The sequence below is a fragment of the Thalassospira sp. GO-4 genome (assembly GCF_023588965.1).
Classification (GTDB): domain Bacteria; phylum Pseudomonadota; class Alphaproteobacteria; order Rhodospirillales; family Thalassospiraceae; genus Thalassospira; species Thalassospira povalilytica.
In genome coordinates this window covers 435,794-460,205 of record NZ_CP097807.1, presented here as the reverse complement: position 1 = coordinate 460,205, position 24,412 = coordinate 435,794, and the positions used below count along the sequence as shown (strand labels likewise).

General features: G+C 55.3%; 23 protein-coding genes. 10 read left to right on the top strand and 13 right to left on the bottom strand.

The window, feature by feature from the left end:
• Nucleotides 1-33 precede the first annotated feature (33 nt).
• Nucleotides 34-1,377: an MATE family efflux transporter gene (locus M9H61_RS02220; protein WP_101246418.1), complete on the bottom strand. Its 1,344-nt coding sequence runs from the start codon at nucleotides 1,375-1,377 to the stop codon at nucleotides 34-36.
• A 636-nt stretch (nucleotides 1,378-2,013) separates the two neighbouring features.
• Between M9H61_RS02220 and M9H61_RS02215 the strand changes: the two genes are divergently transcribed.
• The 4 genes from M9H61_RS02215 (at nucleotide 2,014) to M9H61_RS02200 (ending at nucleotide 6,993) form a co-directional block, all read left to right on the top strand.
• Nucleotides 2,014-2,640, top strand: a complete 627-nt coding sequence (locus tag M9H61_RS02215) for a LysE family translocator (protein ID WP_250283134.1) — start codon at nucleotides 2,014-2,016, stop codon at nucleotides 2,638-2,640.
• Nucleotides 2,641-2,951: 311 nt separating this feature from the next.
• The gene (locus M9H61_RS02210; protein ID WP_250283132.1) at nucleotides 2,952-3,650 is read left to right on the top strand and encodes an alpha/beta hydrolase; all 699 of its coding nucleotides are present in this window, start codon (nucleotides 2,952-2,954) and stop codon (nucleotides 3,648-3,650) included.
• 316 nt (nucleotides 3,651-3,966) lie between these two features.
• On the top strand, nucleotides 3,967-5,667 hold the full coding sequence (locus M9H61_RS02205; protein ID WP_250283130.1) for a methyl-accepting chemotaxis protein: 1,701 nt from the start codon (nucleotides 3,967-3,969) through the stop codon (nucleotides 5,665-5,667).
• Nucleotides 5,668-6,270: 603 nt separating this feature from the next.
• On the top strand, nucleotides 6,271-6,993 hold the full coding sequence (locus M9H61_RS02200) for a glycoside hydrolase family 25 protein (protein ID WP_250283128.1): 723 nt from the start codon (nucleotides 6,271-6,273) through the stop codon (nucleotides 6,991-6,993).
• A gap of 284 nt (nucleotides 6,994-7,277) precedes the next feature.
• On the opposite strand, the gene M9H61_RS02195 is transcribed toward M9H61_RS02200, so the two are convergent.
• The 3 genes from M9H61_RS02195 to M9H61_RS02185 form a co-directional block, all read right to left on the bottom strand.
• Nucleotides 7,278-7,862, bottom strand: a complete 585-nt coding sequence (locus tag M9H61_RS02195) for a YceI family protein (RefSeq protein WP_250283126.1) — start codon at nucleotides 7,860-7,862, stop codon at nucleotides 7,278-7,280.
• A complete protein-coding gene (locus M9H61_RS02190) occupies nucleotides 7,862-8,458 on the bottom strand; it encodes a cytochrome b (protein ID WP_250283125.1) in 597 nt (198 codons plus the stop codon). Before M9H61_RS02190 ends, M9H61_RS02195 begins: the two co-directional genes overlap by 1 nt.
• Nucleotides 8,459-8,540: 82 nt before the next feature.
• The gene (locus tag M9H61_RS02185) at nucleotides 8,541-9,134 is read right to left on the bottom strand and encodes a YceI family protein (RefSeq protein WP_250283123.1); all 594 of its coding nucleotides are present in this window, start codon (nucleotides 9,132-9,134) and stop codon (nucleotides 8,541-8,543) included.
• A 35-nt stretch (nucleotides 9,135-9,169) separates the two neighbouring features.
• Here M9H61_RS02185 and M9H61_RS02180 point away from each other — a divergent pair, with 35 nt between their 5' ends.
• Nucleotides 9,170-9,484, top strand: a complete 315-nt coding sequence (locus M9H61_RS02180; protein WP_250283121.1) for a hypothetical protein — start codon at nucleotides 9,170-9,172, stop codon at nucleotides 9,482-9,484.
• A gap of 107 nt (nucleotides 9,485-9,591) precedes the next feature.
• Here the strand turns inward: M9H61_RS02180 and M9H61_RS02175 are convergent, their stop codons facing one another.
• The 4 genes from M9H61_RS02175 to M9H61_RS02160 form a co-directional block, all read right to left on the bottom strand.
• Nucleotides 9,592-10,038 carry a DUF2155 domain-containing protein gene (locus M9H61_RS02175; protein WP_250283119.1) on the bottom strand — a complete coding sequence of 149 codons (447 nt, stop codon included), beginning with the start codon at nucleotides 10,036-10,038 and terminating at the stop codon, nucleotides 9,592-9,594.
• 8 nt (nucleotides 10,039-10,046) lie between these two features.
• Nucleotides 10,047-10,334: a hypothetical protein gene (locus tag M9H61_RS02170; protein WP_371922201.1), complete on the bottom strand. Its 288-nt coding sequence runs from the start codon at nucleotides 10,332-10,334 to the stop codon at nucleotides 10,047-10,049.
• Between the two features lie 123 nt (nucleotides 10,335-10,457).
• Complete coding sequence (gene mlaD, locus M9H61_RS02165; protein ID WP_068518050.1) at nucleotides 10,458-10,910, bottom strand: outer membrane lipid asymmetry maintenance protein MlaD; 453 nt, start codon at nucleotides 10,908-10,910, stop codon at nucleotides 10,458-10,460.
• Between the two features lie 161 nt (nucleotides 10,911-11,071).
• Nucleotides 11,072-11,434 (bottom strand): NADH:ubiquinone oxidoreductase subunit NDUFA12, encoded by a 363-nt coding sequence (locus M9H61_RS02160; protein ID WP_068518051.1) that lies wholly within the window; start codon nucleotides 11,432-11,434, stop codon nucleotides 11,072-11,074.
• Between the two features lie 938 nt (nucleotides 11,435-12,372).
• On the opposite strand from M9H61_RS02160, the gene M9H61_RS02155 reads away from it, so the two are divergent.
• The 4 genes from M9H61_RS02155 to M9H61_RS02140 all read left to right on the top strand — a co-directional run bounded on the left by M9H61_RS02155 (nucleotide 12,373) and on the right by M9H61_RS02140 (nucleotide 17,991).
• On the top strand, nucleotides 12,373-16,086 hold the full coding sequence (locus tag M9H61_RS02155) for a vitamin B12-dependent ribonucleotide reductase (RefSeq protein WP_250283118.1): 3,714 nt from the start codon (nucleotides 12,373-12,375) through the stop codon (nucleotides 16,084-16,086).
• A gap of 714 nt (nucleotides 16,087-16,800) precedes the next feature.
• Nucleotides 16,801-17,046, top strand: coding sequence for a hypothetical protein (locus M9H61_RS02150; RefSeq protein WP_250283116.1), 246 nt, complete (start codon nucleotides 16,801-16,803; stop codon nucleotides 17,044-17,046).
• Between the two features lie 73 nt (nucleotides 17,047-17,119).
• A complete protein-coding gene (locus M9H61_RS02145; RefSeq protein ID WP_250283114.1) occupies nucleotides 17,120-17,677 on the top strand; it encodes an isochorismatase family protein in 558 nt (185 codons plus the stop codon).
• Nucleotides 17,678-17,781: 104 nt separating this feature from the next.
• A complete protein-coding gene (locus M9H61_RS02140; RefSeq protein ID WP_068518054.1) occupies nucleotides 17,782-17,991 on the top strand; it encodes a DUF3185 family protein in 210 nt (69 codons plus the stop codon).
• A gap of 493 nt (nucleotides 17,992-18,484) precedes the next feature.
• On the opposite strand, the gene M9H61_RS02135 is transcribed toward M9H61_RS02140, so the two are convergent.
• A complete protein-coding gene (locus M9H61_RS02135) occupies nucleotides 18,485-19,537 on the bottom strand; it encodes a helix-turn-helix domain-containing protein (protein ID WP_250283112.1) in 1,053 nt (350 codons plus the stop codon).
• Nucleotides 19,538-19,833: 296 nt separating this feature from the next.
• Between M9H61_RS02135 and M9H61_RS02130 the strand changes: the two genes are divergently transcribed.
• Entirely contained in the window at nucleotides 19,834-20,682 is an 849-nt protein-coding gene (locus M9H61_RS02130) for a class III extradiol ring-cleavage dioxygenase (RefSeq protein WP_250283110.1), read from the top strand.
• 84 nt (nucleotides 20,683-20,766) lie between these two features.
• Here M9H61_RS02130 and M9H61_RS02125 read toward each other — a convergent pair whose 3' ends face one another.
• From M9H61_RS02125 to M9H61_RS02110, 4 genes are all read right to left on the bottom strand, one after another.
• Nucleotides 20,767-21,492 carry a copper resistance protein B gene (locus M9H61_RS02125; RefSeq protein WP_250283108.1) on the bottom strand — a complete coding sequence of 242 codons (726 nt, stop codon included), beginning with the start codon at nucleotides 21,490-21,492 and terminating at the stop codon, nucleotides 20,767-20,769.
• A gap of 6 nt (nucleotides 21,493-21,498) precedes the next feature.
• Nucleotides 21,499-23,259 carry a copper resistance system multicopper oxidase gene (locus M9H61_RS02120; RefSeq protein WP_250283106.1) on the bottom strand — a complete coding sequence of 587 codons (1,761 nt, stop codon included), beginning with the start codon at nucleotides 23,257-23,259 and terminating at the stop codon, nucleotides 21,499-21,501.
• 83 nt (nucleotides 23,260-23,342) lie between these two features.
• Nucleotides 23,343-23,909 carry a plastocyanin/azurin family copper-binding protein gene (locus M9H61_RS02115; protein WP_250283103.1) on the bottom strand — a complete coding sequence of 189 codons (567 nt, stop codon included), beginning with the start codon at nucleotides 23,907-23,909 and terminating at the stop codon, nucleotides 23,343-23,345.
• 140 nt (nucleotides 23,910-24,049) lie between these two features.
• Nucleotides 24,050-24,412, bottom strand: coding sequence for a hypothetical protein (locus M9H61_RS02110; RefSeq protein WP_250283101.1), 363 nt, complete (start codon nucleotides 24,410-24,412; stop codon nucleotides 24,050-24,052).

Below are 24,412 nucleotides of genomic sequence, written 5' to 3'. Positions count from 1 at the left end.
AACGCCAGCCGTGTACGCGCATCATGTCCGCCGTTACGCGCGCATCGTCGCCACACGCCGGTCCGGGATAATGGTCGGGAACAGAACGGCCAGTGTCAGACCGCGCAACAGGAAAAAGGCGTTAAACGCCGCCCATAGCAAATGGTTGCTGTCCATCGCCACAGCCCCCCACGCCATCAGCGCATAAATACCCACCGATACCAGCATCATGTTGCGCCAGTGCTTGGTCTGCATCGCGCCCAGAAACACCCCGTCAAACTGAAAGCCCAGAACCCCGGTAACCGGCAAAATGACCGCCCACAGCAAATAGGTATAGGATGCCTCGCGCACCTCGGGGATGCTGGTCAGGGCATCAATGATCCACGGGCCGGTCACGGCAAAGATCGCCGCCATGCAAACCGCTGATACAATCCCCCAGATCGTGGTCTTGCGCACCGCCCACAGGAACTGTTTGCGTCGCTCCGCCCCATAGGCCTGCCCGACAAGGGTTTCGGCGGCATGGGCAAACCCATCAAGGGCAAAGGACCCGAACATCAAAAAGTTCTGCAACACCGCATTGGCCGCAAGGGTAACCTCGCCAAACCGGGCCGAGAAACTGGTAAACAGCGCAAAGGCCGATGTCAGCGCCATGGTGCGCACAAAGATATCACCATTGATCTTCATCAGCTTGGCAAGCTGCACCCGATCAAGAACCCCGATCCCGCGCCATGTGCCGCCCAGACGTTTCAGGTGCGGCTGCATCAAAAACCAGCCCAGAACCACGCCGGAATAATCGGCAATCACCGTCGCACCAGCCACCCCTTTGACGTCCCAGCCGAACCCTTGCACAAACAGGATATCAAGAACGATGTTAAGCGAGTTCAGCACCACCTGGAAAATGAACACCGCCCGGCTGTCGCGCATCGCAAGCAACCAGCCCAGCATGCAATACTGCATCAATGTCGCCGGTGACGCCCAGATCCGCACATGGAAATAGTCCCGTGCGGCGGCCTCGACCGCCGGTGTTGGCGCAATCAATGACATCGCAAGCTCGATGATCGGCCATTGCAATATCATCACCGCAAGCCCGGCAGTCATGGCGATCAGGGCCGCGCGCGCAAACACCGCCCGCACCCCGTTGGGGTCACGCCGGCCATAGGCCTGTGCCGCAAGCCCGGTGGTCGCCATGCGCAGGAAACCGAAACTCCAGAACACATAGGAAAAAATCAGCGCCCCGACCGCAACCGCACCAATATAGTGCGGGCTGTCAAGATGACCGACCACTGCCGTATCGACCGCGCCAAGCAACGGAACTGTGGCATTGGACAAAATGATCGGCAGGGTCAGTGACAGAACACGTCGATCCCCCTTGCCGAACCAGCGGCGCGTGCGGTTCATCTGGGCCTCGGAATTGGACTTGATTTGGGGCGTTTTGCCGAACAGTGCCGGCAACCGGAAGATTTCTTGTCGCACAGATTAAGGCAAGACAAAAGACGGGTTGTCATGACAACCACAGGCAAAAAATCCACATCGTTGAATTTTGTCCGACCTTGCACCTATCATTTTGCAATAATCGTATTTCATTTTTGTGACATCCGTCGCGATTTTCGGAATACCAAATTCGCCAATGCATAAAAATATTGACGCAACCATTTGATTTTAAATGATAAATAAAGTTTCACAATATCCACACTGGAAAAAAGGTCACTTTGCGAAAACCGATACCAACGGATAGATCATTCTTCAGATGATCGTAAAAATGGCGGTGGAATTATAAAAATTCGCCTATACCGGCCTTTCCATCCACACACTTATCCACAGGTTGATGATCCCGACCGGTTCGCGCACGCGAAACCCGATCGTCCCGAAACGGTCCCTGTTCCTTATCACCAGTCATCATCCATCCTGTTGCCATGACCAGCTTGATCTTTTTCCAACCATCCAGTCGTTGTGATCACGCCTTTGCCCCCCCTTTGCGACCTTTGCAAAATTTCCGATCCGTGCAACTTTATTGCCAGCACAAAGGAAACCGGCATGTTTGAACTCACCAGCCTTCTGACCATTGCCATTGCCTTCTTCATCGCCGCGGCATCGCCGGGGCCGGCGACCCTTGCGGTTGCGACGGTCTCGATGCATGCCGGGCGAAAATCGGGCCTGTTTTTCGGGGCCGGGCTTGCGCTCGGACTGGCCTTTTGGGGATTGGTGGCGGCAACCGGTCTTGGCGCGATCCTTCAGGCGTCAAGCTACGCACTCTCGGTCCTGAAGCTGGTCGGCGGGGCTTATCTTCTGTGGCTGGCATGGATGTCGGCCCGTTCTGCCATGGTCAAAGCCGATATGTCTGTGCCCCCCAAATCAACGCGTCCCCCCGGCTTCCGCCACGGGCTGGTTCTCAACCTGTCCAACCCCAAGGCCGTGATTGCCTGGATGGCGGTTCTGGCACTTGGCCTTGATGATGGCGGGTCTGTTGCCCAGGTGATGCTGGCAACCGGCACCTGCATGGTGCTGGGCCTTGCGATCTATATGCTCTATGCGCTGGTCTTTTCGACATCGGGGGCGATGGCGCTTTATCGCAAAACCCGGCGCTGGATCGATGGCGCGGTTGCCGGGCTGTTCGCAGCAGCCGGGATCGGCTTGATCCGCTCTGCCTTTGTAAAACAGTGATCATCTTTCCCCGCTGACTTGCTGAATTTGCTGAATTTGCCGAACTTGCCGCACCTTTAAGCGGGACGGCCCGCGCGGATCATCCTGTTTGCGCCCTTCCGGCTCCTCCGCCATACCCTCTGCCGGCCATATGTCGGTTATCCCGCGACCCCCCGTTGCCCGACCATGGCCCCCTTCATGCCCAAGAATTCCGCAAGATTTCCCGATATTTGCCCTGCACATGACCGACAGCGCGCCGGATCGCAAAAATAACTGGTGGTCAGCTGTCTGCATTGCTAATCAGGGGAAAAGGATTTTTCAGGAAAGTCATTATGAGCACTGATCATCTATTGTCTGGCCCGACACTGCCGGCGGCATCGGGAACCTCCAAAAGCGTTGTGATCCTGCTGCACGGATATGGCGCGGATGGCAACGACCTGATCGGATTGGCCCCGCATCTGGCGCGCGCCCTGCCCGACACCAGTTTCTATTCACCCGATGCGCCGTTCCCGTGCGAAATGTCGCCCTTCGGTCGCCAATGGTTCAGCCTGGCCGAATATGATCCGGAATTCCTGCGCCGTGCGCCCGAAACCATGTCCGGTGCCCTTGCCGCCATGGCCGAAGGAGCCAATAAAAGCGCATCCTACGTCAATGACTTCATTGACCATGTCATGGAAACCCATGGCATTGGCGAAGACCGGATCGCACTGGTCGGCTTTTCGCAAGGCACCATGATGTCGCTGCAAACCGCCCCGCGCCGCGCCAAACAGCTTGCCGGTGTGGTCGGTTTTTCCGGGGCACTTCTGGGCGATGGCGCCTTTGCCACCGATCTGAAATCGCGCCCGCCTGTCCTGCTGGTGCATGGCACCGCCGATCCGGTGGTCCCGATCGAGGCATCGCGCATCGCACGCGATACATTGGCCGCCAACGGCATCGACGTTTCCCTGCATGAACGTCCGAACCTGCAACATGGTATCGACGAAGAAGGTCTGGGTCTCGCGCTTGAATTTTTGCGCAAACATCTCGGCTAAGACCGCTTCAAAACACAAAAAAATGCAAAAGCACCTGCTGTTAGACAGTCAGGTGCTTTTTTTATTGAAAACAGCCCCAACATATCCCCGGTCATCGCACGGGTCTTGCCGGTGATTTCAACAACCGGGCCGCACAAAGCCCCCTGTGATCAACACCATACAGCCCGCGTGGCACGCAAATAACTGATGCACATTTTCGCGCCACACCCTATACTTTCGAGACAAGAACCTATCCATAACATTAATAAAATTCTAAACGGCATCGCTTCCTGCCGTGGCTCAAACGGAAACAATCAAGAAAACGGGTACACAGACCATGCTTCAAAACATCAGGATCGGTAAAAAGGTTGCAAGCTTGTCGCTACTGTCGCTTGTCGCTTTGCTTTTGATTGCCGCACTTGAACTTCAAACGTTGCGCAGCGGGATGCTCGAAGACCGCAAAGACAAAATTCAGACAACTGTTTCAATGCTGGTAACAGCGGCTCAGTCCTATCAGGATCGCGTAAACAGTGGTGAACTCACTCAGGAAGCAGCTACAACCGAGTTCTATCGCTGGAGCACCGCGGCAAGGTTTGATGACGGCACGGGCTATTTCTTTGCCTATGACAAAAACGGCATCAATAAGCTACATGGCGCCAAACCGTCACTTAACGGCACGGATATGAGCCAGGTTAAAGACCCTACGGGCAACTTCATCGTGCAGGACCTCTTGGCTGCGGCTCAAAACCCGGAAGGCGGTTTCTTTTCCTATTACTGGCCAAAACCCGGCGAGCCAGAGGAGAAACTTTTCGAAAAGCTTTCCTATTCCGCTATGCTCCCATGGGGTGATGCAATCGGCACCGGGATCTATATTGACGATGTGGATGCCGCCTTCTGGGAACAGGCCGTTTTTGTGATGATATTCATTGCGATCGTTGTTGCCCTGATGATTGCCTTGTCTCTTGCGATCGGACGCAACATCACAGTTGGCCTGAATAAGCTCTCAACCCGTATGACTGAAATCGCCAATGGCAAACTCGAAGGCGAAATCGAAGGTCAGGACCGTGGCGACGAAGTCGGCGACATGGCACGCACTGTCGTGTCCTTCCGTCAGCAGGCGCTTGAAAATCGCGAATTGCAGGATCGCCAGAAACAGCTGGAAATCCAGGCGGACAAACAGCGCCGCAAGGACATCACCGATATGGCCGACAGCCTTGAACAGCGCGTCAAAAACCTGATCCGCTCGATCTCGACCTCGATCGCCGAAATGAAGCAGGCCACCTCCTCGATGCAGGAAGCCAGCAACACCAACAGCCAGCTGTCTGCCGCTGTGGCATCTGCCACGACCCAGACGTCAACCAACGTTCAGACCGTCTCGGCCGCGACCGAGGAACTGACCGCATCAAGCGATGAAATCGCCCATCAGATCGCCCAGTCGGCAGACATTGCCAATCAGGCCAATGAACAGGCTGCACGCACCAACGAAACCGTCACCGGCCTTGCCGATGCGGCCCAGAAAATCGGGGATGTGGCAAAACTGATCGGCGACATTGCCGAACAGACCAACCTGCTGGCCCTCAACGCCACGATCGAGGCGGCCCGTGCCGGTGACGCCGGCAAAGGCTTCGCCGTGGTCGCAAGCGAGGTCAAAAACCTTGCCAACCAGACCGCCAAGGCGACAGAGGAAATCAACCAGCAAATCCTCTCGGTTCAGAATGAAACCGGCGAGGCCGTTGATGCCATCCGTCTGATTTCCGAAACCATCGCACGCGTTGCCGACAGTTCGACCGCCATTGCCGCCGCTGTGGAAGAACAGCATGCCGCAATCGGGGAAATTTCGCGCAACGTTCAGCAGGCTGCCGATGGCACCGCCGAAGTCTCCCAGCGCATTGAAACCGTCAATGACAATGCCGGGCGCGTATCTTCCGGCACCAGCCAGCTGGCCCATTCGGCTGAAAAACTGGTCGATGAAGCCCGCTCGCTTGATCAGGCGGTCGAAAACTTCCTCGCCGATCTGCGTCAAAGCGCGACCAAATAACCGCGCTTTGATCCCTGCGGATATTTCCGCCCCGACTTCCATCCCCCGGTGCCCGCCACCGGGGGATTTTTGTCTCCCCGGCATGTCTTCCTGTCCGCCCGTTTGGTGCGTATCGGCCCGCTTGTCTGACCGCATTTCCGACAGCATCTCCGACAGCATCTCTGACGACAATTCGGATCACGCTTCGGACGACCCCCGGACCTGTTGCCCTGGCCGTTTAGCAGGCCGTGTCTCTGGCCATTTCAATCGCCCCTTCCCTGGTCGGCTTCTCTTGTCACGTCCCAGGCCCCGTCTCTTGCCACGTCTCAGGAACGTGCCCGGCCGCTCCCGTCTACCGCCCTCCGGACCGCTTCCCAAACTGCGTTCCAAACCTGCCCCGTCCGCAACCACGCCCCGAACATCGCCGCCCGTCATCCTGACAAGCCCCCGACGTTCCGGGCGTGTTTCAAAACACGGATCACATCCTTTGGGTCAAACAGTTTGCCGACCCATGCGCCATATGGCTCTGGCCTGATTGTGGTCTTGGATTTACACTGAGTGCGACTTCAGTTCATTGATCGACCGGCCGCCATGCGGTCTTGGCCATCGGAAGGACGGAATATCATGACGCCTTCAACCAGTCTGAACACGGTTTTTCGCCATGTTTTATCGGGCATCGCGATTGCGGCACTCCTTGTGACTTTCAATCCGCTTGATGTTCGCGCCGAAGACCGGAACCCGTCCCTGCATGGCATTGATACATCCCATCACAATGGCGATATCGACTGGCAGAAGGTGCAAAATAACGGCATTGCCTTCACCTTTGTAAAGGCCACCGACGGGCTGGATTATCTTGATCCGACCTTCACCGACCATTTCGCCGCCGCCCGCAAGGCCGGGCTGTTGCGCGGGGCCTATCATTTCTATGAAACCAATGATGACGGTGCCGGTCAGGCCGACTGGTTTATCAAAAACGTCACCCTTGAACCGGGGGACCTGCCGCCGGTTGTTGATATCGAACGGATCAAACCGCCGGTAAAGGGCGATCTGCATCAACAGTTCGAAACCTTCCTGACCAGACTGGAAACCCATTATGGCCGTCGCCCGATCATCTATACCGGCCCGACATTCTGGGAACATGCCATGAAGGATCATTTTCCCGGCAATCTGCTATGGATTGCCGAATATGGCGTTGATCAACCGACCATCCCGGTGGAATGGGCCAGTTGGAGCTTCTGGCAATATACCGAAGAACTCAGCGTGCCGGGCGTCCCGACCAAGGTTGACGGCACTTATTTCAACGGTGATCACGCCCATCTGGGCGCCATGCTGATCCCGGCCAAATAGCCCCCGCGCCACCCCCGTGCCAGCCCCGTCACAAAGCTTCAGGCACATAGCATCAGGCACGCTGGCACGTTCACGCTGGCAAACTCACACTGGCATCAGCCCCCCGAACGCCACAAACAACAAAGGACGGAAAGCATCCTTTCCGTCCTTCATCATCAGCAATTTTTTATTGGCAGTTCCGGGCCAGCCCCGATGCCAGATGCCCGATGCCCGATGCATAACGCTTTGCCCCCGGCAACCCCGACCGCATCGGCCGTCATAACAGGGGGCTGGCGTCTGCGGCGTTATTTCGACGCCGCAATCGTGATATTGATCGTCACATCATCGCCAACCTGGCTGGTATCGGCCCACTGGCCCTGCCCGACGCCAAAATCGGTACGCGCGATGGTGACGCTGCCTTTTGCTTCGGCCTGATCGCCAGTAATCACCAGATCAAATGGCAAGGTCACTTCACGCGTCACATCGCGGATCGTCAGATCGGCGACCGCCTGATAGCGGCCCGGCTCGATCTCGGAAAACGACTTGGTTTCAAATTTGGCGGTTGGCCATTGTGCCGCATCAAACCAGTCGGACGACACGATCTGGCTGTCGCGGTCACTATTCTGGGTATCGACCGATGCAATATCAATCAGCACCTCGACCGAGGATCCGGCAAGATCGTCTGGCGAAAAGGCAATGGTTGCGGTGAAATCTTCAAACACCCCGTCAAACCCCGCGCCAAGCTGTGTTCCGGTAAAGGCAATCGTGCTTTGGCTGGCATCAACAGTCCACTGGTCGGCGGCCTTTGCCGGGGTGGCAAATACCATAAGCGATGTCACGAACGCGGCAGCAAGCGGGCCCATCAGTGTCGATTTGAAAGTCAAACCCATCAGGAATTCTCCTTGGCAGTCGTATTGGCGCCGATATCGGCATTGTTATTGCCGCCAAACGCCGGCAGCATCCGGCGCAATGTGGCATCGCGATCAATAAAGTGATGTTTCAGGGCCGCACACACATGTCCGCCAACCAGGGCAACAATCACCCAGGACAACACGAAATGCGCAGTCCTGAGACTTTCAAAAAGCCCCTGATCCGGCGCGACAAGGTTTGGCAATGTAAACAGTCCGAAAACACTGACCGGGAAATTGGCCGCGGACGACATCATCCAGCCAGTCAGCGGCATGGCAATCATCACCCCATACAGGCCAAGATGCCCGATCTTTGCCGCCAGCCGTTCAATCGCATGTGTGCCCAATGCCGCGGGTGTCGGTTCGGACAAACGCCAGATGATCCGCAAAACCGCAAGCATCAGGATCGTCACACCAAGCGATTTGTGCCGTGACATCCATTCAAGTTTGGCCATGCCAAGCGGCAGGAAATCCATATACCAGCCAATGGCAAACACACCGATAAACAGTGCGGCAACAATCCAGTGCAGGCTTTTGGTCACGCTGCCAAAACCGTTGCGGTGACTACGCAATGCCATACCCATCCCCTTCCACGCAGAAGACGAAAATGGCAGGCCGGCCATCATGCCAAACCCGCCATTCTCTTTTAAAAAAGTCGGCTTATTTCTGCTTCAGGAATTCCGAAGAAATCTGCAATTTGACGTCATCGCCAACGCCCGGAACCAGGAAGTTCATGCCATATTCCGAACGGATCACGGTACCGGTCGCGCCAAAGCCGACAACATGATCGCCGGTCATCGGATGATCGCCTTCACCGGTCAGGGTAACATCAAGAACCAGCGGCTTGGTTTCGCCAAGCAGGGTCAGGTCACCGGTGATTTTGGCTGCATTGTCGCCAACCAGCTCGACCGAGGTGCTTTTGAACGTCGCGGTCGGGAATTTTTCAACATTCAGGAAATCGGCGGTTTTCATATGATTGTCGAGCGCCTCGACACCGCTATCAACCTGGTTAAGGTCGATCGTGATGATCGCAGCCGATGCTGCCGGGTTTTCACGATCAAGGGTCAGTTCGCCCGAAACACCGGCAAAACGGCCCTGGAAGTTCGAAAAACCAAGATGGTTAACAATAAAGATCACGCTGGTATGGGTCGGATCAAGCTTATAGCTTTCTGCCGCCTGTGCCGAAAAAGCAGCTGCCGAAAGACCGGTTGCAAGTGCCAGTGCAAGACCGGCTTTTTTCATCGCTTTGAACATTGTCTATTTCCCTCATTTTCGGATCGCGATCCGCAATGCTGCGTCGCAAAACTTGTGGCATGAGGATGACAGTCAAACCACCGGCTCTCAAGCCGGTGCTGCGGCAACATATATTTTCTATTCAGGAAACAATATCCGGCGTTTTTGCCATATTTGGGACAACATCCAAACAATCAAATATTGGTTCGCCCGGCATCCGCGCCCCTGAAACGGCGCAAAACCGCCAAAAACCGAAATCCCGCCCGCAAACCACATATCGTCACGGCCTGCCCCCGCATTCCGGCAAAATGGTACGACTGGGTCCGTTCCGTGAACGATCAAACATTCACCGCCAGACACCAAACAGATGACGGAAAAAACCCAGGATCAGAGGCCCTCTGCCCGAGTGCCCGAGAGCACAAGGCTGATGACAGCCTTACATCCATGCTTGTATGGCTGCCATATTAAGGCTGCGATCTTATGGTTGCTCGGGGGCCGGTTTGCCCTGTGCGGCTTCGGGTTTGGAGTCGTCCGCATCCGCCGGATCAAGACATTCTTTCAGCCACACATCGTAAACCGGATGTTCAAGTGCCGAAAGACCGGGGCTTGATGCAAACATCCATCCCGAAAACAGCTGTTGGCGCGTCGCATTGCCATCATCGCGCACATCGGCGATCTCAAGGAAGGTCGCGCTTTCCGGACGTTCTTCGGGCGGGGTCCGGTAACAGGCATCCACCCGGATCGACAGGGTGCCGAAACTGGCGACCTGCCCGACCGGCACTTCAAAAGTCGAAATGCGGGCGGTAATTTTATCAAGCCCCTGAAGCTGGGCAACCGGGGCCGGACGATAATCAAGCGCGGGATAGGCCGTTCCGATCATTGCACATGTCGAACAGATCGCGGCAATCGCAAAAGATCGTTTCATCTTGTTATTCAGTCCTGTGTGTCGCTGGTATCATAGGGATTGTGCAGTTCGGCCACGAGATCACGCATCACCTTGCGGAATTGCTCCTCGTCGCAGCCCATCAGAAGCGCATCTTCAAGCGCATCCTGCATCATCTCGCGCAATTCACCGAAATTGTCGTTCAAAACCTTGATCTTTTCCACGCAGGACAAAGGCGACCCGTCTGTCGCCTGCCAGGTTGGAAAATGTTCAATCTGTTCGGTTTTCTTCATCGAACGCTCCGACATTTCTTGCACAGCAGACCATTTTACTGCCATTGCCCGGCACCCTGCCCGGCAAAACCGGCAAAATCATGACCGGTTTGATCTTGCCCTGCGAGTTGCAAGGGCACCATTCCCGAACTGGTCACAATAGCCCGTCACAATATGGTGTGCTTGTGCCTATTCGCTGCTACTGGTCGAGGAATAAATAACCTGACCAATCAGATCTTCAAGATTGACCGACCCTTGCGTGTATTCGATTTCACCACCGGCCTGGATCATGTCGATATCCCCGCCCGGCTCGATCGATACGAACTTGCCGCCCAAAAGACCATCCGATGCCACCTTGGCCGAACTGTCCATCGGCAGCGACAGGTCCGCGCGCACCGACATTTTGACAACTGCCATATAGGTATCGGGATCAAGTTCCTGTCCGGTAACGCTGCCAACCTTCACGCCGGAAATCCGCACGTCGTTGCCCACGACCAGACCATCAATACGGTTAAAGCTGGCTTTGATTTCATACCCTTCTACCGTGTCGATCCCCGCACGGCTGTATGAATATGCTGCAAACCCGATCGCGACTGCGATCACCGCAGCACCTGCAAGGGTTTCAATCAGTCTGTTGCTCATGGACCTTATCCGATCTGTATCTCTTTGATTGGCATATTGTATTGCACAGCGCCAAAACACAACCGCCCAAAACAGAACCACTTAAACAAAAAAGCAGGCCCCGAAACAAAAACGGGCGCGAGTTGCCCCGCGCCCGCCTGAATTTTCAAATTTCCGGCTGATCAGCCTTCCGGCGACCAGGCCTGATAATCGCCGGTCGCTTTCGCGCGCTTGCCACCGCTATATTCGTGGCCCTGCGGGCGATATGCGTGTTTTGTCCCGGTCAGGTTCGGCAGATGCTCTTTCTGCCAGTCATAACGGTCCTCGGCCTTTTCCGACAGCGGCGCATCAAGGGTATAATGCAGCCATGCATGCCATTCGGCCGGAACTTTCGATCCTTCGTCAACGCCCTTGTAGATCACCCAGCGCTTGGTGCGGCGGCCCTTGGCCGGAGTCTTTTCGGTGTAATAGACATTGCCGAAACGGTCTTCGCCAACGCGCTTGCCAAACAGCGCAGTATAAATACGGGTGCCGACGGTGGCCATGTTGGGTCTCTCTCCAGATTTGGTTTGTCCGCCAGACTGAAACCGGCGGAACAGGGGTCATGCGGTGTGAACCCTGTCGAACAAGTGACTTATATGTCGTGATGCGGTTTGAAAGTCAATGTTTCAAGGACATCGACCCGCCCCAAATCACAACATTTGCCCACAGCCCGCCCCGTCACCACAAGCCGCCTCAACCCCGACCTGAACCAGCGCGCCGCGACAGTGCCATTTATCGGTTCAAAACAACCCACAACTGCTTGTAGTGCGACGACTCATTGATCCGCATATATCTGGGGCGTCTGTCCACCCGGTTATCCACAATCACACACATATATATGGTATGGGCTGTTGGCTGATATCTGCGGATTTGCGCCTGCGATAAAATCAATACTTTAATATAAATATCAAACTGTTATCATTGCCGCATGTGCTAAGAACATCATTGTTACGGCACATTTTCAGCTTCGCACTGGAAATGAAACGCAAACAGCGTTAGCTTGGGTTCGTGTTCGGGAAAACCGATCCTTCCCACACAACATCTAGTCCGAGTCTTAGGACAGGCACACAATCTCGCGGTAACAGAAACCGCAGTTTTACAGGCCCTTAGCCCTGATTCAGAGATTGTTAACACGAATCCCACCAGCATCGAATCAGCAAGACAGCAACCGACCCACTACATGTTGTGGTAAAAATTGCTGTCAACCACAAAGATTAGTGGACTGTGGCGAAATTTTGCCATTATAGTCTTCCCCACGGACCGGATGGTTCCAAGGGGGGACCACACCACCGAATTCAGATAGATGCGAGGCGCCAAAAACACCGGAAAATATCGGGTATTGGGGCAGCGCAAGAGCGATGAGCAAACTATATAAAGTCAGGCGATGTTGGCGCATTACCAGATAGCGCCCCCTCACGTCTGATCAAAACCGGAGCAGACCATGCGGATTACCAGAAAGTTCACTCAGGACGGTGTCAGCCCTTACGCCGACATCGAGTTTCGTAAGTCATCTTCTGTCATCAAAAACCCGGATGGTTCCGTTGTTTTTGCGATGAATGACATCGACATGCCCGCTTCCTGGTCACAGGTGGCGAGTGACGTTCTGGCTCAGAAATATTTCCGCAAGGCCGGTGTTCCGGTTGCCCTCAAACCGGTCAAGGAAAAGGACGTCCCGTCCTGGCTGTGGCGCAAGACTGCCGACACCGCCAAGCTTGACAAAATGCCGGCTGAAAAACGCTATACCAGCGAAACCAGCGCGACCCAGGTCTTTGATCGCCTTGCCGGCACCTGGACCTATTGGGGTTGGAAAGGCGGCTATTTTGACGCCGAATCTGACGCGCTGGCCTTCTTTGATGAAATGCGTTATCAGCTCTCCCACCAGATGGGTGCGCCGAACTCTCCGCAGTGGTTCAACACTGGTCTGCATTGGGCCTATGGCATTGACGGCCCGGCACAGGGTCACTCCTATGTTGATTTCAAAACCGGCGAACTGACCAAATCGGCCAGTGCCTATGAACATCCGCAGCCCCATGCCTGCTTCATTCAGTCGGTTGCCGATGACCTGGTCAATGAAGGCGGCATCATGGATCTGTGGACCCGTGAAGCCCGTCTGTTCAAATTCGGTTCGGGTACCGGTTCGAACTTCTCGAACGTTCGCGGTGCGGGCGAAACCCTGTCGGGTGGCGGTCGTTCTTCGGGCCTGATGAGCTTCCTGAAAATCGGTGACCGTGCTGCTGGCGCGATCAAGTCGGGCGGCACCACCCGCCGTGCGGCCAAAATGGTCGTGGTTGATATCGACCATCCGGATATCGAAGAATATATCGACTGGAAAGTCGTCGAAGAACAGAAAGTTGCCGCCCTTGTTGCTGGCTCCAAACTTGCTGAGAAGCACCTGACCGCGGTTCTTGCGGCCTGCACCAACTGGGACGGTGCCGCTGATTCGGAAGACCGTTTCATTCCGCGCGCCAACCCGCAGCTCAAAGAAGCTGTGCTTGCTGCTCGCGCTGTGATGATCCCGGATTCCTATATCAACAAGATCATCGAATTCGCCCGTCAAGGCTTCACCGAAATCAGCTTCAAGACCTATGACACTGACTGGGATTCCGAAGCATATCTGACCGTTTCGGGTCAGAACTCGAACAACTCTGTTCGTGTATCGAACGACTTCCTTCAGGCTGTTCTTGATAACGGTGACTGGAACCTGATCCGTCGTATCGACGGCAAGGTCGCAAAAACCATCTCTGCCCGCGAATTGTGGGACAAGGTTGGCGAAGCAGCCTGGGCCTGTGCCGATCCGGGCATCCAGTACGACACCACCATTAACGAATGGCACACCTGCCCGAATTCGGGTCGCATCAATGCGTCCAACCCGTGCTCGGAATACATGTTCCTTGATGACACCGCATGTAACCTCGCATCGCTCAACCTGATGAACTTCCGTTCCGATGATGGCGGCGTTGATATCGAGGCCTACGAACATGCCGTTCGTCTGTGGACTGTGGTTCTGGAGATCTCGGTTCTGATGGCACAGTTCCCGTCCGACCGTATTGCCGAACTGTCCTATCGTTACCGTACCCTTGGCCTTGGCTATGCCAACATTGGCGGCCTGCTGATGAGCATGGGCATCCCTTATGACAGCGACGAAGGCCGTGCGATTGGCGCGTCCCTGACCGCGATCATGTGTGGTATTTCCTATGCGACCTCGGCCGAAATGGCTGGCGAACAGGGTCCGTTCCCGGGCTATGCCGACAATGCCGATGAAATGCTGCGCGTCATGCGCAACCATCGCCGTGCGGCTTATGGCGAACAGGAAGGCTACGAAGGCCTGTCAATCAATCCGGTTCCGCTGGTTGCTGCTGACAGCCCCTATGCCGATCTTCCGGTTGCAGCGCGTGCTGCATGGGACAAGGCACTGGAACTGGGTGAAAAGCACGGTTACCGCAACGCCCAGACCACCGTTATTGCGCCGACCGGCACCATCGGTCTGGTCATGGATTGCGACACCACCGGGATCGAGCCGGACTTCGCCCTTGTGAAGTTCAAAAAGCTTGCTGGCGGCGGTTACTTCAAGATCATCAACCGCACCGTTCCGGTTGCGCTTGCAACCCTTGGCTATACCGAAAACCAGATCCGCGACATTGAAAAATACGCGGTTGGTCACGGAACCCTCGTTGGTTCGCCTGCCGTCTCCCATGACGATCTGCGTGCCAAGGGCTTCGATGACGACGCCATTGCCAAGGTTGAAGGTGCACTTAAAAACGCATTCGACATCAAGTTCGTCTTTAACAAATACACCTTTGGCGATGATTTCTGCGTCAACACCCTGGGCCTTGATGCCAAAGCCATCAACTCGATGGACTTTGACATGCTTGCCGCTCTTGGTTTCGACAAGAAACAGATCGAAGCAGCCAACACCTATGTTTGCGGTTCGATGACCCTTGAAGGTGCCCCGCATCTGCGTGACGAAGACCTTCCGGTCTTTGATTGTGCAAACCCGTGCGGCCGTATCGGCAAGCGTTACCTGTCGGCTGAAAGCCACATCCGCATGATGGCAGCAGCCCAGCCGTTCATCTCGGGTGCGATTTCCAAAACCATCAACATGCCGAGCAGTGCTAACATTCAGGATTGCAAGGACGCCTATATGCTGTCCTGGCGCCTGGGTCTGAAAGCCAACGCCCTGTATCGTGATGGCTCGAAACTCAGCCAGCCGCTCAACGCTGCCCTGGTTGAAGAAGACGATTACGCCGATCAGCCGACCGCTGCCAAGGCAACGGCCGTGTCTGAACAGATCGTTGAAAAAATCATCGAACGCGTCATCCGCGGCGAGCGTCGCTCGCTTCCGGGTCGCCGCAAGGGTTACACCCAGAAGGCCACCGTTGGCGGTCACAAGGTTTACCTGCGCACCGGTGAATATGAAGACGGCAAGCTTGGCGAAATCTTCATCGACATGCACAAGGAAGGCGCTGCTTTCCGCTCGCTGATGAACAACTTCGCAATCGCGGTTTCCATCGGCCTTCAGTATGGCGTACCGCTCGAAGAATATGTCGAAGCCTTCACCTTCACCCGTTTTGAACCGTCGGGTATGGTTTCGGGCAACGATGCGATCAAGATGGCAACCTCCATCCTTGATTACATGTTCCGCGAACTGGCCATCTCTTACCTTGGCCGTAACGACCTCGCCCACGTTCAGCCGTCCGACATCCTTCCCGATGCCGTTGGCGAAGGTGTCGCCGAAGGTGATCTTGGCGAAACCGCCCAGAAAGCCGGCGATCAGGCGATCGAAACCATCCGCAAGGTCGCATCAAGCGGCTTCGTACGTCGCAACCTCTATGTTGTCGATGGCGGCGCCCAGACCGAAGAACGCGTTGTCGAAGTCAAGTCCACCGGCACGGACGGTCATGGCCACAATCACAGCCATGAAACCACCGCAAGTGCCGCAACCACCGCGACCCCGTCCGCACCGCAGACCTCTGCGATCCTGACGGCAAGCGAAGAAGTCATCGCCAAAACCGATGACAAGATGGACAAAATTCGCGAAGCCCGCATGAAGGGCTACGAAGGCGACGGTTGCCCCGATTGCGGCAACTTCACCCTGGTGCGTAACGGCACCTGCCTGAAATGCGACTCTTGCGGCGCGACCACCGGTTGCTCCTAAGGGTTACGGCCCGAACGACTTTCTGATCTGATCAGCAAAACGGCCGGGATTTTCCCGGCCGTTTTTTCTTCACCCTAAGGTTGACAAAGAACCAACACGCACATCATTATTTAGAGAAATATTATTTATCTACGAGGCATAGTATGCTTGATAGCAACCCTGCAGCTTATTATGACCATTTGAAATTTATCAGTCGTCAAAAGGTTGCAGATAGCTTTATCAAGCGTTTTCGAAAAACTGGCGGACCGCACAGTTGGGATCTAGTTACACTGTCTTCAGTAAAGAAAAACGCACTGGACTTCGCCCGAATTGAATGGCCCAAACACTATAGTAATGCGCCCAATTTCAATGGGTTTCCAATCGGTTGGCCTGAAATTTATCACAAGTTTTCATATCGACCGTCTTTCTTCGATTTGGCAATATGGCAGCAAGTTGCTGGCGAAGACGTTCTTCAAGGACTATGTATAGGAAGACCTTCGCGAGGGAAGACCCACCTGACCATTAACTGGATAGAGAGGTCTTTTGCTCCAAACTACTTTCGAGGAGGCATATTGTTGCCAGCCCTAGCGTGTGCATATGAGTATGCGAGATTGCTGGGATGCAAAAGAGTCTTGATAAAGAATCCTATTGACTCTGATATATATGGAAAGTACGGATTCACCCCGTTTGCTCTACGTGGAGCGTGCGGGAACTACTTGGGTAAGGAGCTAGAACATGGCTAGCAGCATTTTGGCAGAGAAAGTTGATTTTGCGGTAGATCAGTCTGATGACATCGCGAAACAGGTTGCTGCTGCGCAAAAGCGTGCTGAACAAGTCTACAGCTCGGGAGTAAAAACCCTTGTTGACGAAATCAGTGACGCGCAGTGGAAATCTTGGGATGCATCGGAAGAGTATGCGATCCTGATGGATTCAGATCTTGATGAGGAAGATCTGAATGATAGTGACTGTTCCGCAGTTTAATAAAACGGTCCTGACATTTCGTTCTCCAGAGCCTCAGTAAATACTGAGGCTTTTTCATTTGGATACTATAGCTATGAAGCTAGAGAACACCGCCCTGATCGTTCTTGATGTGCAAAAGGCAATGGATCATCCGCGCTGGAATGCCAAAAACAATCCCGGTTATGCCGATGTGATTGCCAAATTGCTCGCGGCCTTTCGCGCCGCCGACCTGCCCGTGATCCATATCCGCCACGAAGAAGCCAATCCGGCTTCAAGCTTCTATGTCAACGGCCCCGGACAGCCGTTCAAGGACGAAGTCGCACCCAATGCCGGTGAAACCGTCTTCGCCAAGCAGCAAAACTGCGCATTCGTCGGCACCACGCTTGAAAAACACCTGCACGATCAAGGGATCAAACGCCTGATCTTTACCGGTGTGGTCATTCATAACTCGATGGATGTCACCATCCGCATGGCCCATTGTCTGGGCTTTGAAAACTGGTTGCCGCTCGATGCGACCACGGCAATTGATGTGACCGATGCCAACGGCAAGACCTTCCCGGCACAGGATGTGTTTGATCTTTATGCCGCCGTTCTGGCCTCGGAATATTGCCAACTGACCGATGCCGATAGCGTAATCAAATCCCTGCCCTGACATCGTGTTTTTGACGCGTCGGGAACAAGCTTCCCGATTGCGCGTTATCAACCCTGTTCAAAAGTTCTGGCAAACGGAACCGAAAAAAAACAGGAGCAAACATCATGTCGATTGGCCGCATTCTTGGCGTTGTTATCCTTGTGATTGGCGTTGGCCTTCTGGTGACGGGCTATAACGCATCGGAAAGTGCTGTGGATCAGATTTCCGAAACACTGGTTGGTCGCTATACCGATGAAACCATCTGGTATCTGATCGCCGGGATTGCCGGCATCGTCGGCGGTGTCTTGCTGATGCTGTTTGGCCGCCGTCGCTAATTCTCCCCCCGACAGCCTGTTGCCATCGCCCTCGGCCCTCCCCCCACTGAAACGCGGGCCTTGGCGACAGGCTGTTACCCTTTTTTCCTGACCTTCTGACCTCGGGATCTGATCGCGACACTGTTTCGCAAATGGAAACACGCATCATCCCAACGTCCCCCGGTCACTCCCCCCCGGACTTCCCGACCGATCCCGAAATTGGCAAAGCACCGGCAATCCCCGCCAGACGCCCAATGGCAGTTCGTCCGCAGCACTCCGGAAAGCCGATCTTAGGCACCGCATCTCTGGCATAGTTTCCCAAGGCACCATCCCGACACGCCATCACCACGACGCGCCACGACAGGACGCGCTCTCTCGCCCGCTTTCAACTCAAGTCCCGCGCTCCGACGCTCAAAGCAGGTTTTACCCGCACAAGCCCGGCCAGCACCGGTTTTACCCGGCACCGGAAATGCCCGTATGTGCATCTGGAATTACGATCTTTGGTGCATGGCCGTCAGCTCAGGCCGTGGATCCAGCTTTCATAGCGATGATCCAGCAGATCATTTTGCGGTTTGGTCGAACGCGGGACATATCCGGCGCGCACATCCCCCGGCGTCACGCCATATTTGGCACGAAAGGCCCTGATAAAGCTGGCATCGGTTGCATATCCGCATTCAAGGGCAATGTCATAGATCGAACTGCTGCGCCGAGCCGGATCGCTCAGCAAATGCAACGCATGGCGCAGGCGCATATCGCGCACAAACTGGTTCACGCCGCCATATTGTGCAAACAGCTGATACAAAACACTGCGCGACACCCCAAGATCGGATGCCGCACGTCTTGCGGTCAATTCCGTCGACAGCATATTGGCCCGCAAATAGCGCCGCGCGCGTACCAGTTTATCAAGATCCTGGCGAAAACCTGTATTTTGCGCCCCGATGCCCGATGCATCATTCATGCAGGCAGCCAGCATCATGACGATGGTTTTCTGCATCACGGCAATCTGTTCGTCACTCAGAACATCAACATGGCGATGCAACGCCAAAATCTGGTCATGCAGGATCCGCACCAGCGGATCGCGTTCCGACAAAAAACGCAGATTGTGGTCATCTGGATTTTTAAGCTGATCTTCCAGAAGCCGGCGTGGCAAAAACAGATGCAGGGAATTGAAATGGCTGGTCTGTGCTTCTGTGGGCTGGGCGAGATCAAGCAAAAGCAACCCGCCATGGGAAATGGTATCGCCGCCAAGTCCTTTTTCCGCCGCAACATGCCCGCTGGTAAAAAGCTGCACATTGTAATGGTCAAGCCCGTCCCGGCCTGCCATCTGGGAGGATCGGACAAAGTTCTGGGGTTGGCTTTTCGCCTGCACCATCACCATGTCCTTGTGGCACCATGAATTCAGATCGGCGCTAAAGCCGTCCTTGCGATCCTGCCGACGGGCATCAACCGAATAGACGCAATTGATGCTGTCCTTCCAGACTTCAAACTGCTGGTCGCGTGGAAGCGCATCAAGCGAGAAAACCGATCTTTCCAATATCCGGCTGCCAAGTGGCGGCTGCTGGTCCATTCAAAATATGCCTCGGTGGAACAATGACTTGCCCCAGATTGATGCAATTCCGTTTCATTATCAAGACCGCTGGTCATTTATATCGCACCCTGACGGGTGCCATTATCGGCCCCCATCATCAAACTGACGGCAAACCGGCGGCAAATCCGGCCTGTTTGCCCCTGCCTTTTTACCCCAGCCCGTTTACCCCTGCCTGCTTGCTGGCAACAGACTGTTGCCAAACCGGGTCTGGTCTTGTCGTCCGCAGCGGCGCATAGTCATGGCAAATGATGCAATTCTGACCAAGGTAGTCCGCCATGACTGACACCGCGATCTCCCCGTCCCGGCCGGATCAATCCGCACCGCAAGACCGGCATAATCTGGCCCCGATCTTTATTTCGCACGGCTCGCCGATGCTGGTGGCGCGCCAAAGCACGCCGGCATTTGATTTCTTTGTCGGTAATCTTGGCCGTCATACCGATGGCGTGCGCGCCATCCTGATGGTTTCCGCCCACTGGCAAACAGCCGAACCGACCATATCGACCGCTGCGCGTCAGGAAACCATTCACGATTTCTATGGTTTCCCGCAGCCTCTTTATCAGTTGCACTATGACGTTGCTGGCGATCCGGCGCTGGCCCGGCAGATTGCCGATCAGATCGGCTGTGCCACCGACAATGCGCGTGGTCTTGATCACGGGGCCTGGATGCCTTTGATCCTTGCTAGGCCCGATGCCGACATCCCGGTCTTCCAGCTTTCCATGCTTGCCCATGGCGGTCCAGCCGATCATTTTGAACTGGGCAAAAAATTGCGCGGGTTGCGCGATCTTGGCGTTTTGGTGGTGGCAAGCGGGGCGATGACCCACAATCTGCGTGCGCTTGATCGTCACGAAGGCCCGATTGATCCTTGGGCGATCGAATTCACCACCTGGATGATCGACCGGGTCAAGGCCCATGATATTGACGCATTGCTCGATTATCGCCGCCTTGCGCCCCATGCCGCCATGGCCCATCCCGAAGACGACCATCTGATGCCGTTCTATGTCGCCCTTGGCGCCGCATCCGATGATTTCGCCCCCGATGTCATCCATGACAGCTATGAATTTGGCAATCTTGCCATGACGGCCCTTCGTTTCTATGGACCGAACGAGGACCGCATTGCGGCCTGATCAAGCTACCCGCCTGATCTGCCGGGCCTTGCTGATCATCACATATAAAAAGGGGCCGGAAGGAAGTCCTCTCGGCCCTTGTTTCTAGAACATCAACCGAAGCCCAGTGACGATATAGGTCGCCTCGAAATCCTCGCCGTCTTCCTTGGCAAAGTCGGCGGTATCGCCAAATTTGCGTTCATAGGACACCCCGATATAGGGCGCGACACTGCGATCAATCAGATCGTAGCTTAACCGCAATCCGATCTCTGCACTTGATATCCCTGTGCCGATTTCGATTTCCCGATCCTCGGAAAAGGCAGCATTCAGCTCAATCGACGGGGTCAGGATAACGCGATTGGTAATCAGCCCCTCATATTCAAGATCAAGCCGCGCGCTGCCATCGCCGGTTTCGCTGACAAAAAGATCGGCATCGACTTCGATCCATTGCGGCGCAAGCCCCATGATCCCGACCGTCCCGTACCAGCGATCCGTGCCCGTCGGGGTATCAAGCCTTACCCCCGCCTTGGCATCGAAAAAGTCACTGATCGGGGTTTGCAGCACCAACCGGTTTTCAAGCCCTTCATTGATATCGGCCTCAAGGTCGCGTTCGCCCTCGCCCTGCCAGCGCAGTTTGAGCTCGTCCGTTCCCCAAAAGGCATCCGCATCCCAGACCAGCCGTTTTTCATTCTCGTCACCAAGACGATATTCAAACTGTTCGGCCTGGAACCCGTAATAGGTCCGCCCTTCTGCCGCCTGTCCGGTGCCCGGAACGGCGGCCATCACCACGGCGACAAAGCCGCCCTTCATCATCAGATCATGTCGTTTCATGATGGATCAATTCCCGTTCTTCAGTGTCGCAACCGCCGGACCGCCTTCAACCACGACCTTGCGGAACATACCCGTCGCCATGTGATAGCTCAGATGGCAATGAAACGCCCATTGGCCGGGCTCATCGACCTCGGTCTCGGAATAGACCGTGGTGCCGGGATTGATATTGATGGTGTGCTTGACCGGGTTCCATTTGCCCTGCCCGGTATCAAGGATCGACCACATGCCATGCAGATGCATCGGGTGCGACATCATGGTTTCATTGACAAACTTGAACCGCACCCGTTCGCCGTATTTCAGGCGGATCGGTTCGGCATCCTCGTATTTCACGCCATTGATCGACCAGCTATAGCGTTCCATATTCCCGGTCAGGCGCAGCTCGATCTCGCGCGTGGCCGGACGGTCGGCATAAAGCGGCTTTTGCGCCTTGAGATCGGCATAAGACAGGAACTTGCCGCCATTTGCCGCCTTGGGCGTCAATCCGCTGCCCGCCGCATAAAACGGATCGGCGCGATTGCCCATCGCCATCGCCGAATGATCCATCCCCGCCATATTTGAATGGTCCATACCGGCCATGCCGGAATGATCCATGCCCGGCATCGACCCGCCCGATCCATGATCCATTTCCGCATTGCCCATCGCCGAATTGCCCGATGGTGCTGCGCCATGATCCATACCGGCCATATCACTTTGGCCCATATCACCATGGTTCATGCCCATATCGGCCATGGTCAGAAGCGGTGCCTCCTTGCGCAATTCGGGCATTTCGGCACGCATGCCCTCATGCGGGGCCAATGTGCCAAATCCGTATCCCGAACGCCCCATCGATTCCGCCATGATCGCATAGGCCTTGTCGTCCTTGGGCTGGACAATCACGTCATAGGTTTCGGCAACCGCAATGCGGAATTCATCAACCTTTACCGGCTGCACATTATTGCCATCGGCCTGCACCACCGTCATTTCAAGTCCGGGGATCCGCACATCGAAATAGGTCATGGCCGATGCATTGATGAACCGCAACCGCACCCGTTCTTCGGGATGAAACAGCCCGGTCCAGTTCTGTTCGGGCGACATGCCATTGATCAGGCCGACAAAGCCCTGCACATCCTCGATATCGGTCGGCATCATGCGCATCGCGCCCCAGTCGGCACGCTCCGAAAGTGTCGCGCCCAGGCCGTTCTTGCGCACATCCATGATGAAATCGCCAAGGCTGCGCTGATTGCGGTTGTAATAATCAGGCATCATTTTCAGATTGCGCAGGATGCGGTCGCCCGAATGCGGGTGCTTGTCTTTCAGCACCACCACATATTCACGGTCAAATTTGAACGGTTCGCGCTTTTGCGGCTCGATAATGATCGACCCATAGGCCCCGTCGGGTTCCTGAAAACCCGAATGGCTGTGAAACCAGTAGGTGCCGCTTTGCGAAACCGGAATGCGATAGGTAAAAGTCTCGCCCGGCTCGATGCCGGGGAAACTGATGCCCGGCACCCCGTCCATCTGATAGGGCAGGATCAAGCCGTGCCAGTGGATCGACGTTGCTTCATCGAGATTGTTGGTGACATTGATCACCACCTCCTCGCCTTCCTTGAACCGCAAGGTCGGCCCGGGCGATGACCCGTTATATCCGATGCCGCGCGTTTTCATGGTTCCGGTATCGATTTCGACATAATCGACCGTCAGATCATAGGTCGCAGCAAAACCGGTGGCAGACAGCATGACCGTCCCCAGCGCACCCAACAGGGCGCGTAAGACAATGCGTTGTTTCATTTCAAGTTACCTGAAAAGGCCGGACAGACGCCCGGGATGACAGACAAGCCGATCCCGAACGCCCCCGGTCACATCATTGATGATTACTGAAGACGGATTTTGCCCATCATGCCGCTTTCATAGTGGCCCGGCACATTGCACGCGAATTCAAGTTCGGTGTCCTTGGGGAATGTCCAGATCACTTCGGCACTTTGGCCCGGCTCAAGCAGGACACTGTTGGGATCGTCATGCTTCATCGTCATGCCGTTGCCCATGTCCATTTCCATCATCGCCATGTTGATTTTGTCGGCTTCAAGCGCGCCATGCTCCATCATCATGAACATTTCCTTCTGATGGTCTGCATGCATTGCCGCGGTGCCGATATTGAATTCGTGAACGAATTCGCCCTTGTTCTCGATCATGAAGCGCACGGTTTCGCCCGCACGCACAATGATCTTTTCCTGATCAAAGAAATTGTCTTCCATCACGATCCGAATGGTCCGGCGAACATCGGACAACTGGCCGGGCATGCCGATATCGGTCGCTGCCCCGCCATGACCACCGCTATGGCCTGCACCGGCAAAGGCCGGGGCCTGCATACCGGCAAACGCGCCCAAAAGAACGGTCGATGCCGCGATGTGACGGATAAGGGATTTCTTGAAACTGGGCATATCATGCTCCTGAAAATAATCGTCAGAATGATTGCCATCGCCGCATGAAGACATGCGCAAACCTTGCTGCTTTGCCCGACATTGGTCAAACAGACACGGGCCAAACAAACGACGGCGTTTTCTTTAAAACGGGATTATTTTCAGGCGCGCGGCGGCTTGTAGCTGCCATCCGCCTCGGCGGAAACAAGGGTACGGTCCTGCACCCAATAGGTCACAGACGTCACCACCGGCATGAACAATGCCGTGCTGACATGTTCCTCGGCATAGGGACCGCACACCGTCATGCCACAAATATCGGCATGGGATGAATGCGGATCATGGGACACCGGTTTGGTGACATCGATCGTCACAACATGGTGCCCTTCACCGGACGAACCGGAACCTGCCTGCACGGTGCCATGCCCCGACAGCAGAACTGTCAGGCTGATCAGGATCACAAGCATGCAGGAAATGAAACGCAACGGATTTTCCAGTCGAAAGTTAACGCCCAGATCGTTATTCAC